The following is a 14,094-nucleotide window of genomic DNA, read 5'->3' on the forward strand; positions in this document are numbered from 1 at the left end:
TCGCGCTTTTGCTCACGAGGCCCGGCCAAACCGCCGGGACGGCCGGTTGCAGGTTCTGATCGTCAAAGTCTCGTCGCTCGGCGACGTCGTCCATAACATGCCGGTGGTGCAGGACATCCTGCGCCGGCATCCTGATGCCCAGATCGACTGGGTGGTCGAGGAAGGGTTCGTCGGCCTCGTGAAACTCGTGCGCGGGGTGCGCCGCGTGATTCCGTTCGCCTTGCGCCGGTGGCGCAAGAAGCCTCTATCCGCCGCCACCTGGCGCGAAATCGGCGAATTCCGGCAGGCCTTGCGGACCACGCCGTACGATCTCGTCATCGACACGCAAGGCCTCGTCAAGACCGGCCTGATCGCGCGTACCGCGCGCGGCACGGTCTGGGGCCTCGGCAACCGGACGGAGGGCGCGAGCTACGAATGGCCGGTGCGCTTCCTGTACCAGCACATGGTCAGGATCGCGCCGCATACGCATGTCGTCACGCGCTCGCGCGAGCTGGTGGCCGGCGTGCTTGGCTGCCACGTCCCGGCGAGCATCGACTTCGGCATCGACACGGATCGCGCCGACCACAGCGTCTGCTCGGCCGAGCCGTACGTCGTCTTCGTCCATGCGACGTCGCGCGACGACAAGACGTGGCCGGAAGCGAACTGGACCGCGCTCGGGCGCGAGCTGCTCGCGCAAGGACTCGGGATCGTGCTGCCATGGGGCAGTCCGGCCGAGCGGAGCGTGAGCGTGCGGCTCGCGGCCGCTTTGGGCGAGGGCGCCATCGTGCCGCCCAAGCTGAGTCTGCCGCAGGTCGTCGGCCTGATCGACGGCGGTGTCGCGACGGTCGGCGTGGACACGGGTCTGGTGCATATCGCCGCAGCGCTGAACCGCCCGACGGTCGAGTTGTACAATTTCAGCACTGCATGGCGTACCGGCGGTTTCTGGTCGCCCAACATCATCAATCTCGGCGACGCCGCACACAAACCCACCTTGCCTGAAGTGCGCGACGCGCTTCGGCAATTGGGCGTGCTGCACGTGGCGCTCGCATGAGCGGAGGACTCGCATCATGAGCGACAACAGCCAGATCGTCACCGTCGAATCCGGGGATTGGCACGGTCGGGACCTGTCGGTACCGCGCGAGGCGCTGGTCGCCGACGTCGAGGCGGGCAAGGTCCTGTACTTTCCGCATCTGGCGTTCGATATCCGTGCCGACGAGCAGCGCCTGCTCGACCCGGCCATCGCCGATCCGAAGCGCAAGAACATCAGCCGCGATCCGGCGACAGACGTGTTGGTCGGCGTGGCCGCCGACGACGCCACGCAATCGGCGGTGCACGCGCTGGTCAAACGCTATTACACGCAGGCGTGCGCGCTGATCGACGGCCTGTTGCCCGAGTATCGCGGCCATCTGCGCGCCGCCCCGACCAGCCTGCGGCTGCATCAGGTGGAAACACGCCAGACATCGTGGCGCAAGGACGACAGCCGGCTGCATGTCGACGCGTTTCCGTCGCGCCCGAACTACGGCGAGCGGATTCTGCGCGTATTCACGAACGTCAACCCGGCCGGCCAGCCGCGTGTGTGGCGCGTGGGCGAGCCGTTCGAGACCGTCGCGCAACGCTTTCTGCCCAAGGTGCCGGCGCAATGGCCGGGACAGGCGTGGCTGCTCAACGCCGTGGGCGTGACGAAGCGCCCGCGCAGCGGCTACGACCACATCATGCTGCACCTGCACGACGGCATGAAGGCCGATCTCGACTATCAACGCGACGCCGGACAGGAAACCATGCCGTTTCCGCCCGGATGCGTCTGGATCTGCTTCTCGGATCAGACGTCGCACGCCGTCATGTCGGGTCAGTTCATGATGGAACAAACCTTTTTCCTGCCCGAGGCCGCCATGGTGCATCGAGAATTCTCGCCGCTGTCGGTGTTGCAGCGGCTCACCCAACGCGCGCTCGTCTGAATGCTACGTCTCGTCTATCGCGCCTTGTGGTGCTTGATTGCACCGGTCGCCGTGGCCCGCCTCTGGTGGCGCGGGCGGTTCGAGCCCGGCTATCGCCGTCACATCAAGGAGCGCTTCGGCTTCTACGACGCCGCGCCCTACACGGGGCGCCCGCTCATCTGGGTGCATGCCGTGTCGGTCGGTGAAACGCGTGCCGCGCAGCCGCTGATCGAAGCATTGCTCGCGCGCTATCCGGACCACGGTGTCCTGCTCACGCACATGACCCCGACGGGCCGCGCCACCGGCGAACAGATTTTCGGCGACCGGGTGATGCGGTGTTACCTGCCGTACGACATGGTCGGTGCGATCCGCCGGTTCCTGCGTCAATATCAGCCGCGCGTGGGCGTGGTGATGGAAACGGAAGTCTGGCCGAACCTGATTTACGTCTGCGGTCTTGACTGCGTGCCGCTGGTGCTCGCCAATGCGCGCATGTCGGCGCGATCGTTCCGTCGTGCAGCGAAGTTCGGCGACGCCGCGCGCCCCGTGTTCGGTGGTTTCGCGCGTGTGCTGGCGCAAAGCGATGCCGATGCGGAACGGCTGCGCATGTTGGGGGCCGCGGATGTCGATGTCCTCGGCAATCTCAAGTTCGATCTTGCGCCCCCGCCCGCCTTGCTGACGCTCGGCGTGCGCTGGCGCGCGCGTTTCGGCGAGCGTCCGGTGTGGCTGGCGGCGAGTACGCGCGAAGGCGAGGAAGCGCTGGTGCTGCAGGCGCGCGCCGCGTTGACGGCGACGCCCGGGCCCGGCCAGCGCGCCTTGCTGCTGCTGGTGCCGAGGCATCCGCAGCGCTTCGATGACGTCGCGGGGTTGCTCGCGAAGGCCGGTTTGCGCTATCTGCGGCGCAGCGAATGGCTGGACGACGGCCAGCCGTTGCCCGACGACGTCGATGTCCTGCTCGGCGATTCGATGGGCGAGATGACGGCGTATTTCGAGGCGGCCGATCTGGCGTTCATCGGCGGCAGCTTGCTGCCGTTAGGCGGGCAGAATCTGATCGAGGCGTGCGCGGTCGGCACACCGGTGTTGTTCGGCCCGCACATGTTCAACTTCACGCAGGCGAGCCAGGATGCGCTGGCCGCCGGCGCAGCCCAGCGCGTGACCGATCCGGCCGAGCTGGGCACTGCGCTCGCAGCCCTGTTCGCCAATGCGGATCGCCGCGAGGCGATGGGCACGGCGGCGCTATTGTTCGCCCGCCAGCATCAGGGCGCAACGGACCGCACGGTGACCGCCCTCGGGCACTGGCTCGCGCCCGGGACGCCGGTCAGCGCGCCGGCTTACGCGGCGCAGTAACGCCGGGTCGCCCGCCATCCTTGGGCACGCCGATGACCGGCGTACCCGGGGTGGCTTCCGGGGTGGCGCCCCGGGTGGCGCCATCCCCTGCATTTTTCCCTGCATCCTTGCGCCGCGCGCCCGCCAATGCGGCGGAAGCGTCCGGATTTTCCGTCAGCAAGGTATTGAGTTGCAGCAGATCCGTATCGGCAAGCGTCGCTGCGCTGGCCTTGAGCTGCAGGCTGCTCATTAGCGTGCTGTAGCGGGCACGCGCCAGATCCCGCCGCGTCGTGAACAGCTTGTCCTCGGCATTGAGGACGTCCGCATTGATACGGATGCCGACCTGATAGCCGAGCTTGTTCGACGCGAGCGAGGTCTGCGCCGACTGCTCGGCCGCTTCCAGCGCCTTCACTTGCGCGAGACCGCTCGATACCCCAAGGAACGACTGCTGGGCTGACAGCACGGCGGCGCGGCGGGCGTCGTCGAGATCGCTGGTGGCCTTGTCTTCGAGCGCGAGCGTCTGGCGCATGCGGCTTTGCACGGCGCCGCCCGCGAAAATCGGGATGCTGATCTGGATGCCGATCTGGCCGGCCGAACTGGGCCCTGCGCCGGGGCCTGTGCCGCCGGACATCCCCGCGTTCAGCAGACTGTTGGCGTTGGCGGTGTTGGAGTGCGCACCGCCGGCGACCAGGTCAATGGTCGGCAGATTGCCCGATTTGGCTTTCGACGTTTCCCGCTTCGCTGTCTCCAGCGTCAGCGTTTGCAACTGCACGCCGTAGTTCGACACCTGCGCCTGCTCGATCCAGTCCGCAACGTTGTTCGGGCTGGGCGATGGCAACGACGCACCGGCGCGCAGCGTGGCGAGCGAGGCCACCGGATGGCCGACGATCTTCGCGAACACCGCGCGGCGCACGTCCAGCGTATTCTGCGCGGCGATTTCCTGCGCGACAGCCTGGTCGTAGCCGGCCTGCGCCTCGTTGGCATCGACCACCGTCGCATTGCCGACTTCGAAATTACGCTTCGCGGCGGCGAGCTGCTCCGCGATGGCCTGCTTGTGCGTGCCAGCGAGGGCGAGGTCGTCCTGTGCGGCGAGGACATCGAAATAGGCGGTCGCGACCCGCAGGATCAGGTCCTGCTGCGCTTGCGCGAACGACGCTTCTGCGCTGGCGACGGCGAGCTTGCCCTGGGCGTAGGTTTGCCAGCTGTCCCAGTGGAAAATCGGCTGGGTCAGCGCGAGGCTGTAGCCGGTGGCGCCGAACGTGTTCGAGACCCCGTTCGTGCCGTAATGCGAATTGACGCTGCCCCAGCGGGCAACGACCGTGGGCAGTAAGGCGGCGCGTGCTTGTGGCAGCGCTTCGACGTTGGCCAGATAGAGCGAGCGGGCACTGATGATTTGCGCGTCGCGGCTTTGGGCTTCCCCGTACAGCTGAAGAAGATCGACGGCTCGCGCAGGCGTGCTGCCGATGGCGCTGGCGAGCGCGAAGGCAGCCAGCGCGGCCGCGCGCGTGGGCGCGGCGTGCCTCGGGGGGCGCACGGGAGGGGCTCAGTAAGTCGGCATGGACGGATCGACCTGGCGAGCCCAGGCATCGATACCCCCGTCCAGATTGAACAGCTGCGTAAAACCTTGTTGTTCCAGGAACATTGCCGCGCGGGCGCTGCGCATGCCGTGATGGCAGATGCAGACGATCGGCGTGTCGCTGTCGAGCTCACCGAAACGCGCAGGCACGTCGCCGAGTGGCACGTTCTTGCTGTCGGCAAGGTGGCACGTCTGCACTTCCCAGTCTTCGCGCACGTCGAGCAGCGTCGGCTGGCTGCGTTCCCCATCCGCCAGCCATTGGGCCAGTTGCGACGGTGTAATGTTTTGCATGATTGGTGTGTTGTATGAATGACGATGGCGGCCGGCCCGCCTGACGATCCGGGGCCGGTCCGCGCGGCGCGCTTAGAACTTGAATTGCGACGGTTGCGGGGCGATCAGCGGCGAAATCTGCGTTTCGAACAGGTTTTCGGTGCGGAATTCGGTTTCCGTCACGCGCGTGATCAACTGGGCTTCCATGACCGGGGCGTCGCCGACGATTGCGACGAGTCGGCCGCCGACCTTGAGCTGTTGCAGGAACGCCTGTGGCAGCACCGCCAGCGCGCCGGAGAGGGCGATGACATCGTACGGCGCGGCGGCCGGCCAGCCTTGGGCGCCGTCGGCGTTCACCACATCCACGTTCACCACACCGTTGCGGCGCAGCGTTTCAGCGGCGGACTTGGCGAGGTTGGCGTCGAGTTCGACGGTCGTGACGTGATGCGCGGTATACGCGAGCAGGGCGGCCATGTAGCCCGAGCCGGTGCCGATCTCGAGCGCGTTTTCGCTCTTGCGCGGCGCGAGCGCCTGCAGGATGCGGGCTTCGACGCGCGGGGCGAGCATGTGCTGGCCGGAATACGGGTTGGCGGCGCCCGTCAGCGGGATTTCGACGTCGGTAAATGCCAGGTCGCGGTAGGGCGCCGGCACGAAGTCTTCGCGCTTGACGACCTTCAGCAGGTCGAGGATATGCTGATCGAGCACGTCCCACGGACGGATCTGCTGCTCGATCATGTTAAGGCGGGCCAGTTCGTAGTTCATCTCGAATACCGTTGGAATGTGGGCAAACACAGACCGCGATTTTACCAGTTCCGGAAGCCCGTGATTATGCCGCGCCACGGTGCGTGGAAACCGGTTGTCTCAAAAATGCCATTGTTACGGGTGTTTACGGCAGGGGTGGGCCGAGTTCGGCAGCGTTCGGCGGGTTCGGGCAGACCCGCGTCGGGGCCGTCGCCGCGGACCGCGGTAAAATCGCGGATTCCCCTGAACCGATTCATCATGGAATGCCGCCCCCACTGCGGCGCGTGTTGCACCGCGCCGTCGATTTCGTCGCCGATGCCCGGCCTGCCCAACGGCAAGCCGGCGGGCATGCCGTGCCCGCATCTGGACGAGGCGAGGCGCTGCCGGCTTTTCGGAAAACCCGAACGGCCAGCGGTGTGCGGCAGTCTGCGCCCCTCGGCGGAGATGTGCGGTAATTCGCGCGAAGCCGCGATGCGCTGGATTGGCGATCTGGAAGCGGCGACGGCCATCGTGGCCGTCTGAACCGGCCGCGTTACCCCACACTGCGCCCCCGCATTACCGCCACCCGGCCTTGGGATGCCGGAGCGGCCGCCAAGCATGGCAGTGCTATAGTCCGGCCTGAACAGGTCACAGGGAAACCGCATGTCCAGAACACCCCGCACCGCGCCGGCGCTTGCGTCGCAGCCGTCTTCCGCGATTACCCGCCGCGGCTGGCTCGGCTTCGCCGCCGCAACGCTGGCCACCGGCCTTGCCGGTTGCGCCGGCTTTCCGTTCGGCAACGACTACACGTTTTCCGAAAGCCAATTGCAGCGGGCGCTCGATCGGAAATTTCCGTTCGACCGCCGTATGCTGGCCGTGCTCGACATCAGCCTCACGCGGCCGCGTCTGACGCTTCTGCCCGATCGCAACCGCATTGCCGTCGCAGTAGACGCTTCGGTTTCCAATCCTCTCGGAGGTGCACCGCTGCTGGGTACGCTGGCGGTCGAAAGCGCGCTCGCCTACGATCCCGCAACGCGGTCCATCGTCCTGCGCGACCCCGAGGTCGACGATTTCACCGTCGCCGGATTGCCGGATCGCCTGTCGCGACAGTTGCGCGGCGTGGGGGCGATATTGGCCGAGCAGTTGCTGGAGGGCACGCCCATATACACGTTCAAGCCGGAACAGTTGACGGCCAACGGCGTGTCACGTGAGCCGGGCGCCATCACCGTCCTGCCGCATGGCGTGAACGTCAAGATCGAACGCCGCTAGACGGAACGACCGCACGACGTCGCGAGCGCGCACGCATTCTTTCACTTCAGGATCGATCGCATGGAACTGCTATTGGCGTTCAAAGCCATTATTCTCGGCATCGTGGAAGGCTTGACCGAGTTTCTGCCGGTATCGAGTACCGGTCACCTGATTCTGGCGGGTAGCCTGCTCGATTTCAACGACGAAAAAGGCAAGATCTTCGAGATCGTGATCCAGTTCGGCGCGATCCTGGCCGTGTGCTGGGAGTTCCGCGCCAAGATCGTGCAGGTGGTCGTCGGCCTCGGGACGGAGCGGAAGGCGCGCCGCTTTGCGCTCAACGTCATCGTCGCGTGTTTGCCGGCCATCGCGCTCGGCTTGCTGTTCGGCAAGAAGATCAAGGCGGTACTGTTCAATCCGATCCCGGTGGCGCTCGCCTTCATCGTCGGCGGCTTCGTCATCCTGTGGGTGGAACGGCACAACCGCAAGAAGGCCGAACAGGGTGAGCCGGCGCGCGTGAACGCGGTCGACGACATTACGCTGGCCGATGCCTTCAAGGTCGGTTGCGCGCAATGTCTCGCGCTGATTCCAGGCACGTCCCGCTCCGGCGCGACCATCATCGGCGGCATGCTGTTCGGCCTCGAGCGCAAGGTGGCGACGGAATTCTCGTTCTTCCTCGCCATTCCGATCCTGTTCGGCGCCACAGTCTACGAACTCTACAAGGCGCGCGCACTGCTGTCCGCATCGGACCTGGGCCTGTTCGGCATCGGCTTCGTCGCGGCATTCATCAGCGCATTCATTTGCGTACGCTGGCTCCTGCGCTACATCGCATCACACGACTTTACCGTGTTCGCGTGGTATCGAATCGTATTCGGCGTGCTGGTGCTGGTCACCGCATACAGCGGATGGGTCGTCTGGACGGACTGAGCGGAGCGAATGCCGGGCACGCCGGCGATCAAGCGCTCATCGACACGCGCAGTTCGCCGTGCCGCACGACCTGGTTCTCCATCGGACCGCCGAGCCAGTAAGCGAGCTCGGCCGGGCGATCGATCTGCCAGGCGACAAAATCCGCTGTCTTGCCGGCTTCGAGCGTGCCATGCGTGGCGAGCATGCCCAGCGCCTTCGCGGCGTTGCGCGTGACGCCAGCCAGCGCCTCTTCCGGCGTGAGGCCGAACAACGCACACGCCATATTGATCATGAGGCGCAGCGACAGCGCGGGCGACGTTCCCGGATTCAGGTCGGTGGCGATCGCCATGTCGACGCCATGATGGCGCAGCAGTTCGACCGGCGGCCGGCGCGTCTCGCGCAGCGTGTAGAACGCGCCCGGCAGCAATACCGCGACGGTGCCCGCGCGCGCCATCGCTGCCGCGTCGTCGGCTGTCATGTATTCGAGATGGTCGGCCGAGAGTGCGCCCAGACCCGCCGCCATGCCCGATCCGCCGAGCGATGACAACTGTTCGGCGTGCAGCTTCACAGGCAACTTCAACTTCTGTGCGCGCAGCAGCACCCGCATCACCTGCGCGGGCGAGAACGCGATCGACTCGCAGAAGGCATCGACGGCATCGACCAGCCCTTCGGCCGCCAACGCCGGCAGCATTTCATTGCAGATGTACGTCACGTACTCATCCGCCTGGCCGGCAAACTCGGGCGGCACTGCGTGGGCGGCGAGGCACGTGGCCTTCACCGTCAGCGGCAGCGTCCGGCCGAGACGGCGTGCCACGCGCAGCATTTTGCGTTCCGTCGCCAGATCGAGCCCGTAGCCCGACTTGATCTCCACGGTCGTGACGCCGTCGCGCATGAGCTGCAGCAGGCGCGCCCGGGCCGACGCGAAGAGTTCGTCTTCGCTGGCCTCCCGCGTGTGGCGCACCGTGTGCTTGATGCCGCCGCCGGCCGCGGCGATGTCGGCGTAGCTCACGCCCTCGAGTCGTTGCTCGAACTCGTGGCTGCGGTCGCCGCCGAATACCGCGTGGGTATGGCAGTCGACGAGCCCCGGCGTGACCCAGGCCCCGCCGAGATCGACCTTCGCGTCGTTGCCCGCGGGCGGGCGCTCGCGGCGCGGGCCGATCCATTCGATCCGCGCGCCTTCCGTCACGATCACGGCGTCTTCGATGATGCCGTACTGGCCGCCTGTCATCGTCGCGACGTGACAGTTGCGCCACTGCGTGCGCTTCATGACGGGTTCGTCTCCTGCGCCAGCCGCCCGCCAAGGTTCGGCTTGACCCCGGCGTAGTATGCGATCGACATCAGCACGATCCAGCCGGTGCCGACATACAGGGCGATACGCGTGTCTTCGAAGTAGCCCAGCACGCCAATGACGAACAGCATGAAGGCGATCGCCAGGGCCGGCGCGACCGGCCACAGCGGTACCTTGAACTTGAGCGCACGGATTTCCTCGGCAGACAGGCGGCGGCGCATCGCGACTTGCGACAACAGGATCATCAACCACACCCAGACGGTCGCGAAGGTGGCGATCGACGCGATGATCAGGAACACTTCCTGCGGGATCAGGTAATTCAGCACGACCCCGCCAAGCAGGGCGCCGGCCATCACCAGCACGGTGACCCAGGGCACGCCATGACGCGATGTCGCGCTGAAGATGCGCGGCGCCTGGCCATGTTCAGCCATGCCGTACATCATGCGGCCCGCGCCGAAGATGTTGCTGTTGATGGCCGAGATCGCGGCGGAAATCACGATCACGTTCAGAATGGCAGCGGCCGACGAAATGCCCAGGCCCGAGAAAATCTGCACGAACGGACTGCCCTTGCTGCCGATGCCGGTCCACGGAAAGATGGCCATCAGCACGCACATCGTCAGCACATAGAACAGCAGGATGCGCATCGGAACGGCGTTGATCGCCTTCGGGATCACGGTCTCGGGATTCTTGGCTTCGCCGCCCGTAATGCCGATGATCTCGATCCCGCCATAGGCGAACATGACCACGGCCAGCGAGGCGATGAGCCCGCCAATGCCGTTCGGGAGGAATCCGCCGTGCGCCCACAGGTTGCTGAAGCCGGCCGCGTGCTCGCCGTTCATCGACACGCCGAGGAACAGGACCACCGTGCCGCCGACGATCATCGCGGCGATCGCGAGGATCTTCACCAGCGCGAGCCAGAACTCCATCTCGCCGAAAACCTTCACGTGACACAGGTTCAGGCCGCAGATCATGAGGACAATGCCGAGCACCCAGATCCACTGCGGGACGTCCGGGAACCAGAAGCCCATGTAGATGCCGAAGGCGGTCACGTCTGCGAGGCAGACGATGACCATCTCCAGGATGTATGTCCAGCCGGTGAGGAAGCCGGCGAGCGGCCCCAGGTTGTCGCTGGCATAGCGGCCGAACGACCCCGAAACCGGTTGGCGCACGGCCATTTCGCCGAGCGCGCGCATGACCATGTAGACGGCCGCGCCGCCGATGATGTAAGCCAGAATGACGGCCGGCCCGGCCAGCTGGATCGCCGAGGCCGAGCCGTAGAACAGGCCCGTGCCGATGGCCGAGCCAAGCGCGAGAAAGCGGATATGCCGCGCGCCGAGATGTCGTTGCAGGGTTTTCAAACTGTCTCCTGTATTGCAGTGGGGTCAGACGGGCGGCAGTCTACCTGCCGCCGTCTGAAGGAACGCCTTGTCGCGGGTCTACGCCCGCTCTTCAGATCTGGTCGGAACGAGTGTCGTCAGAGGCTCGGCAGCATGCCCGCCGGCAGCAGCGCATTCAGATGCCGCTCGGTGATCAATGCCCCGGCACGCTCGATATCGGGCGCGAAGAAGCGGTCCTGTTCATAGAACGGCACCGCGCGGCGCAGCATCCCGCGCGCGGTTTCGAGCGTCTCGGAGGTCTTAGCGCCATCGCGGAAATCGAGTCCCTGGCACGCGGCGAGCCATTCGATGGCCAGAATGCCCGTGACGTTTTCGGCCATCTCCCACAGACGCTTGCCGGCGGCGGGGGCCATCGACACATGGTCTTCCTGATTGGCGGATGTCGGCAGGCTGTCGACGCTGGCCGGGTGCGCAAGCGCCTTGTTTTCGCTGGCGAGCGCGGCGGCTGTGACCTGCGCGATCATGAAGCCGGAGTTCACGCCGCCGTTGGCGACGAGGAACGGCGGCAACTGCGACATGTGCTTGTCCATCATCAACGAAATCCGTCGCTCGCTCAGTGCGCCGATTTCCGCCAGGGCCAGCGCGATATTGTCGGCCGCCATTGCCACCGGCTCGGCGTGGAAATTGCCGCCGGAAATGACGTCGCCTTCCTCCGCGAACACGAGCGGGTTGTCCGACACGGCGTTGGCTTCCACCACGAGGACGTCCGCCGCATTGCGAATCTGCGTGAGGCATGCGCCCATCACCTGCGGTTGGCAGCGCAGCGAGTACGGGTCCTGCACCTTGTCGCAATGCGCGTGCGAAAGGCCGACCTCGCTGCTCGCGCCGAGCAGATGGCGATAGATCTGCGCCGCATCAATTTGCCCGCGCTGGCCGCGCGCCGCGTGGATGCGCGGATCGAACGGCGCTCGCGAGCCCAATACGGCTTCGACCGTCAGCCCGCCGCACACCGAGGCGGCTGCGAACATGTCTTCGGCCTGAAACAGTCCCTGGAGCGCGTAGGCGGTCGAGACCTGCGTGCCGTTGAGCAGCGCCAGGCCTTCTTTGGCCGCGAGCGTCAGCGGTTGCAGGCCGGCGACGGCCAGCGCGTCCTTCGCGGACAGCCATTCGCCGCGATGCCGCGCACGGCCTTCGCCGAGCAGCAGCAGCGACATATGCGCGAGCGGCGCAAGATCGCCGGAAGCGCCGACCGACCCCTTCACGGGAATATGCGGATAGACCTCGGCGTTCACCAGCTTGATGAGCGCCTCGATCACCTTGCGGCGAATGCCCGACAGGCCGCGCGCAAGGCTGTTGATCTTGAGGACCATGATGAGGCGCACGACCGCGTCGTCGAGCGCGCGTCCGACGCCGGCGGCGTGCGACAGCACGAGCGAGCGCTGCAGGTTTTCCAGGTCTTCGCGTGCAATGCGCGTTTGCGCGAGCAGGCCGAAGCCGGTGTTGATGCCGTAGGCGGTGCGATCTTCGGCAATGATTTTCTCGACGCACGCCACGCTGCGATCGATGGCGGCGAAGGCGGTTTCGTCGAGCGTGATCGTGACGGCGTTTTGATGGATGGCACGCAGTTGCGCGAGGTCGAGCGTGCCGGGTTTGAGGCGAAGTTGGGTCACGTTCATGCTCCTTGTTTCGAGGCGGCCGACGATCCGATCATCGGCAGGTTCAGGCTGTTTTCACGGGCGCAGTCAATGGCGATGTCGTAGCCGGCGTCGGCATGACGCATCACGCCGGTTGCGGGATCGTTATGCAACACGCGGGCGATGCGTTCGGCTGCGGCGTCGGTGCCGTCGCACACGATCACCACGCCGGAATGCTGCGAGAAGCCCATGCCGACACCGCCGCCGTGGTGCAGCGACACCCACGTCGCGCCGCTGGCGGTGTTGAGCAGGGCGTTGAGCAGCGGCCAGTCGGAAACTGCGTCGGAGCCGTCGCGCATGGCTTCGGTTTCACGGTTGGGGCTGGCGACCGAGCCGGAGTCGAGATGGTCGCGGCCGATCACGACCGGCGCGGACAGCTCGCCGCTGCGGACCATTTCGTTGAACGCGAGGCCCAGCTTGGCGCGCAGGCCGAGCCCGACCCAGCAGATGCGCGCCGGCAGGCCCTGGAAGCTGATGCGCTCGCGCGCCATGTCGAGCCAGTGGTGCAGATGGGCGTCGTCCGGGATCAGTTCCTTGACCTTGGCGTCCGTCTTGTAGATATCCTCGGCGCTGCCCGACAACGCGGCCCAGCGGAACGGACCGATGCCGCGGCAGAACAGCGGACGGATGTATTCCGGCACGAAGCCCGGGATGTCGAACGCGCGCTCGACGCCGGTTTCCTTGGCCATCTGGCGGATGTTGTTGCCGTAGTCGAAGGTGGGAATCCCTTGCGCCTTGAAGGCGAGCATGGCGCTCACATGTTCGGCCATCGACTGCTTGGCGGCGGCAACGACACCGGCAGGATCGGTCACGGCGCGGTCGCGGTATTGCGCCCACGTCCAGCCCTTCGGCAAGTAGCCGTTCAACGGGTCGTGCGCGCTCGTCTGGTCGGTGACCATGTCCGGACGCACGCCGCGGCGCACCAGTTCCGGCAGCAGTTCGGCCGCGTTGCCGCACAGTGCGATCGAAATTGCGCGGCCTTCCTTCGTGTACTTGGCGATGCGGGCCAGGGCGTCGTCGAGATCGGTGGCCTGTTCGTCGACATAACGCGTGGCGAGCCGGAAATCGATGCGGCTCTGCTGGCATTCGATGTTCAGCGAGCACGCGCCGGCGAGGGTCGCGGCGAGCGGCTGCGCGCCCCCCATGCCGCCCAAGCCGGCCGTCAGGATCCAGCGGCCGGTCAGATTGCCGTCGTAATGCTGGCGGCCAGCCTCGACGAACGTTTCATACGTGCCCTGCACGATGCCCTGGCTGCCGATGTAGATCCAGCTGCCGGCGGTCATCTGGCCGTACATGGCCAGGCCCTTGGCGTCGAGTTCGTTGAAGTGTTCCCAGTTGGCCCAGTGCGGCACGAGATTCGAGTTCGCGATGAGCACACGCGGGGCGTTGGCGTGCGTCTTGAACACACCGACCGGCTTGCCGGATTGCACCAGCAGCGTTTCGTCCGCTTCGAGCTGCTTGAGCGATTCGACGATCTTGTCGTAGCACTCCCAGTTGCGCGCGGCGCGCCCGATCCCGCCGTACACGACGAGTTCCTTGGGGTTCTCGGCGACTTCAGGATCCAGATTGTTCATCAGCATGCGCAGCGGCGCTTCTGTCAGCCAGCTCTTCGCCTGCAACTGCGTGCCGCGCGGGGCTCGGATCTCAACGTCACGATACCGGTCGTGGGAGTGGGTGCGTTCGGATGTGCTCACGGGGGTTCCTCTTCCAAAGTGTCATCCATGACGCGGGAACGTCATGTCATTGGGTTGTACAGTATTGTATATACAACTTCACTTGTACTAGGGTTTACCCTTGGTGTGGCGAATACGAGGCGAGATAG

General features: G+C 66.0%; 13 protein-coding genes. 6 read left to right on the forward strand and 7 right to left on the reverse strand.

Annotation, left to right across the window (positions count from 1 at the left end; all coding sequences use genetic code 11):
- Positions 1-46 precede the first annotated feature (46 nt).
- From waaC to waaA, 3 genes are read left to right on the forward strand one after another with little or no spacing between them, the layout of a single operon-like run.
- Positions 47-1,030 (forward strand): lipopolysaccharide heptosyltransferase I, encoded by a 984-nt coding sequence (waaC, locus tag PTE30175_RS07270; protein WP_150696409.1) that lies wholly within the window; start codon positions 47-49, stop codon positions 1,028-1,030.
- Positions 1,031-1,046: 16 nt separating this feature from the next.
- Complete coding sequence (locus PTE30175_RS07275) at positions 1,047-1,934, forward strand: Kdo hydroxylase KdoO (protein ID WP_150696410.1); 888 nt, start codon at positions 1,047-1,049, stop codon at positions 1,932-1,934.
- Complete coding sequence (gene waaA, locus PTE30175_RS07280; protein ID WP_150696411.1) at positions 1,935-3,257, forward strand: lipid IV(A) 3-deoxy-D-manno-octulosonic acid transferase; 1,323 nt, start codon at positions 1,935-1,937, stop codon at positions 3,255-3,257.
- On the opposite strand, the gene PTE30175_RS07285 is transcribed toward waaA, so the two are convergent.
- The 3 genes from PTE30175_RS07285 to PTE30175_RS07295 all read right to left on the reverse strand — a co-directional run bounded on the left by PTE30175_RS07285 (position 3,229) and on the right by PTE30175_RS07295 (position 5,844).
- Positions 3,229-4,770 (reverse strand): TolC family outer membrane protein, encoded by a 1,542-nt coding sequence (locus tag PTE30175_RS07285; RefSeq protein WP_224788639.1) that lies wholly within the window; start codon positions 4,768-4,770, stop codon positions 3,229-3,231. The two genes, waaA and PTE30175_RS07285, sit on opposite strands and share 29 nt — an antisense overlap.
- Before the next feature lie 9 nt (positions 4,771-4,779).
- The gene (locus PTE30175_RS07290) at positions 4,780-5,103 is read right to left on the reverse strand and encodes a rhodanese-like domain-containing protein (protein WP_150696412.1); all 324 of its coding nucleotides are present in this window, start codon (positions 5,101-5,103) and stop codon (positions 4,780-4,782) included.
- A 72-nt stretch (positions 5,104-5,175) separates the two neighbouring features.
- Positions 5,176-5,844: a protein-L-isoaspartate O-methyltransferase family protein gene (locus tag PTE30175_RS07295; RefSeq protein ID WP_150696413.1), complete on the reverse strand. Its 669-nt coding sequence runs from the start codon at positions 5,842-5,844 to the stop codon at positions 5,176-5,178.
- 237 nt (positions 5,845-6,081) lie between these two features.
- Here PTE30175_RS07295 and PTE30175_RS07300 point away from each other — a divergent pair, with 237 nt between their 5' ends.
- The 3 genes from PTE30175_RS07300 to PTE30175_RS07310 all read left to right on the forward strand — a co-directional run bounded on the left by PTE30175_RS07300 (position 6,082) and on the right by PTE30175_RS07310 (position 7,974).
- Complete coding sequence (locus PTE30175_RS07300) at positions 6,082-6,345, forward strand: YkgJ family cysteine cluster protein (RefSeq protein ID WP_150696414.1); 264 nt, start codon at positions 6,082-6,084, stop codon at positions 6,343-6,345.
- Between the two features lie 120 nt (positions 6,346-6,465).
- Positions 6,466-7,071 (forward strand): DUF1439 domain-containing protein, encoded by a 606-nt coding sequence (locus tag PTE30175_RS07305; protein WP_150696415.1) that lies wholly within the window; start codon positions 6,466-6,468, stop codon positions 7,069-7,071.
- A gap of 60 nt (positions 7,072-7,131) precedes the next feature.
- Positions 7,132-7,974, forward strand: a complete 843-nt coding sequence (locus PTE30175_RS07310) for an undecaprenyl-diphosphate phosphatase (RefSeq protein WP_150696416.1) — start codon at positions 7,132-7,134, stop codon at positions 7,972-7,974.
- A gap of 28 nt (positions 7,975-8,002) precedes the next feature.
- Here the strand turns inward: PTE30175_RS07310 and hutI are convergent, their stop codons facing one another.
- The 4 genes from hutI to hutU all read right to left on the reverse strand — a co-directional run bounded on the left by hutI (position 8,003) and on the right by hutU (position 13,966).
- The gene (hutI, locus tag PTE30175_RS07315) at positions 8,003-9,220 is read right to left on the reverse strand and encodes an imidazolonepropionase (RefSeq protein WP_150696417.1); all 1,218 of its coding nucleotides are present in this window, start codon (positions 9,218-9,220) and stop codon (positions 8,003-8,005) included.
- On the reverse strand, positions 9,217-10,599 hold the full coding sequence (locus PTE30175_RS07320; RefSeq protein WP_150696418.1) for an amino acid permease: 1,383 nt from the start codon (positions 10,597-10,599) through the stop codon (positions 9,217-9,219). The genes hutI and PTE30175_RS07320 overlap by 4 nt, the downstream gene beginning before the upstream one ends.
- A gap of 116 nt (positions 10,600-10,715) precedes the next feature.
- Positions 10,716-12,254 carry a histidine ammonia-lyase gene (gene hutH / locus PTE30175_RS07325; protein WP_150696419.1) on the reverse strand — a complete coding sequence of 513 codons (1,539 nt, stop codon included), beginning with the start codon at positions 12,252-12,254 and terminating at the stop codon, positions 10,716-10,718.
- On the reverse strand, positions 12,251-13,966 hold the full coding sequence (gene hutU / locus PTE30175_RS07330; RefSeq protein WP_150696420.1) for a urocanate hydratase: 1,716 nt from the start codon (positions 13,964-13,966) through the stop codon (positions 12,251-12,253). The genes hutH and hutU overlap by 4 nt, the downstream gene beginning before the upstream one ends.
- Positions 13,967-14,094: the final 128 nt, after the last annotated feature.

Source organism: Pandoraea terrae, assembly GCF_902459695.1.
In the GTDB taxonomy this organism is placed as follows: Bacteria; Pseudomonadota; Gammaproteobacteria; order Burkholderiales; family Burkholderiaceae; genus Pandoraea; species Pandoraea terrae.

Excerpts from the sequence above, each read along its gene's own strand:
- PTE30175_RS07275 (WP_150696410.1), top strand. The coding sequence starts at position 1,047 with ATGAGCGACAACAGCCAGATCGTCACCGTCGAATCCGGGGATTGGCAC.
- waaA (WP_150696411.1), top strand. The coding sequence starts at position 1,935 with ATGCTACGTCTCGTCTATCGCGCCTTGTGGTGCTTGATTGCACCGGTC.
- PTE30175_RS07290 (WP_150696412.1), bottom strand. The coding sequence starts at position 5,103 with ATGCAAAACATTACACCGTCGCAACTGGCCCAATGGCTGGCGGATGGG.
- PTE30175_RS07295 (WP_150696413.1), bottom strand. The coding sequence starts at position 5,844 with ATGAACTACGAACTGGCCCGCCTTAACATGATCGAGCAGCAGATCCGT.
- PTE30175_RS07300 (WP_150696414.1), top strand. The coding sequence starts at position 6,082 with ATGGAATGCCGCCCCCACTGCGGCGCGTGTTGCACCGCGCCGTCGATT.
- PTE30175_RS07305 (WP_150696415.1), top strand. The coding sequence starts at position 6,466 with ATGTCCAGAACACCCCGCACCGCGCCGGCGCTTGCGTCGCAGCCGTCT.
- PTE30175_RS07310 (WP_150696416.1), top strand. The coding sequence starts at position 7,132 with ATGGAACTGCTATTGGCGTTCAAAGCCATTATTCTCGGCATCGTGGAA.
- hutI (WP_150696417.1), bottom strand. The coding sequence starts at position 9,220 with ATGAAGCGCACGCAGTGGCGCAACTGTCACGTCGCGACGATGACAGGC.
- hutH (WP_150696419.1), bottom strand. The coding sequence starts at position 12,254 with ATGAACGTGACCCAACTTCGCCTCAAACCCGGCACGCTCGACCTCGCG.